The sequence below is a fragment of the Kocuria sp. KH4 genome (assembly GCF_053711175.1).
Window position 1 is genome coordinate 1 of the sequence record NZ_JBSJYX010000078.1, and the last position, 387, is coordinate 387.

The following is a 387-nucleotide window of genomic DNA, read 5'->3' on the forward strand; positions in this document are numbered from 1 at the left end:
TGTGAGGTCCTGTCGTCTCCGGGTCCGGTGCGCGGCCGCGGCGGCGCACCGGACCGTCCGGGTTCTTCCTGACGATCCGGTCCTGGTCGACCTTGGAGGCGTCGATGGCCTGGTGCTCCTCGTGGCCCGGCTCGATGCCGTGCATGGTGCCCCGGAAGTCCCGCTTGACCTCGGCCACGGCGGTCTCGAGGGCGGCGTCCGCGTCGTCCTCGAGCTTGCCGGTCCCCACGATGGAGTCCAGGACGGTGCTGGTGCGGCGGACGTGGTCCAGCAGCGCCTGCTCGAAGTCCAGCACGTCGGCGACCTCGACCTCGGCGAGGTGGCCGTTGGTGCCGGCCCAGATCGACACGACCTGGTCCTCGACCGGGTACGGGGTGTACTGCGTCT

At 71.1% G+C, this 387-nt stretch carries 1 pseudogene; it reads right to left on the bottom strand.

The annotated features are described in order from the left end of the window. Positions 1-387, bottom strand: a pseudogene (locus ACWCOM_RS18550) (hypothetical protein); the annotation flags it as partial.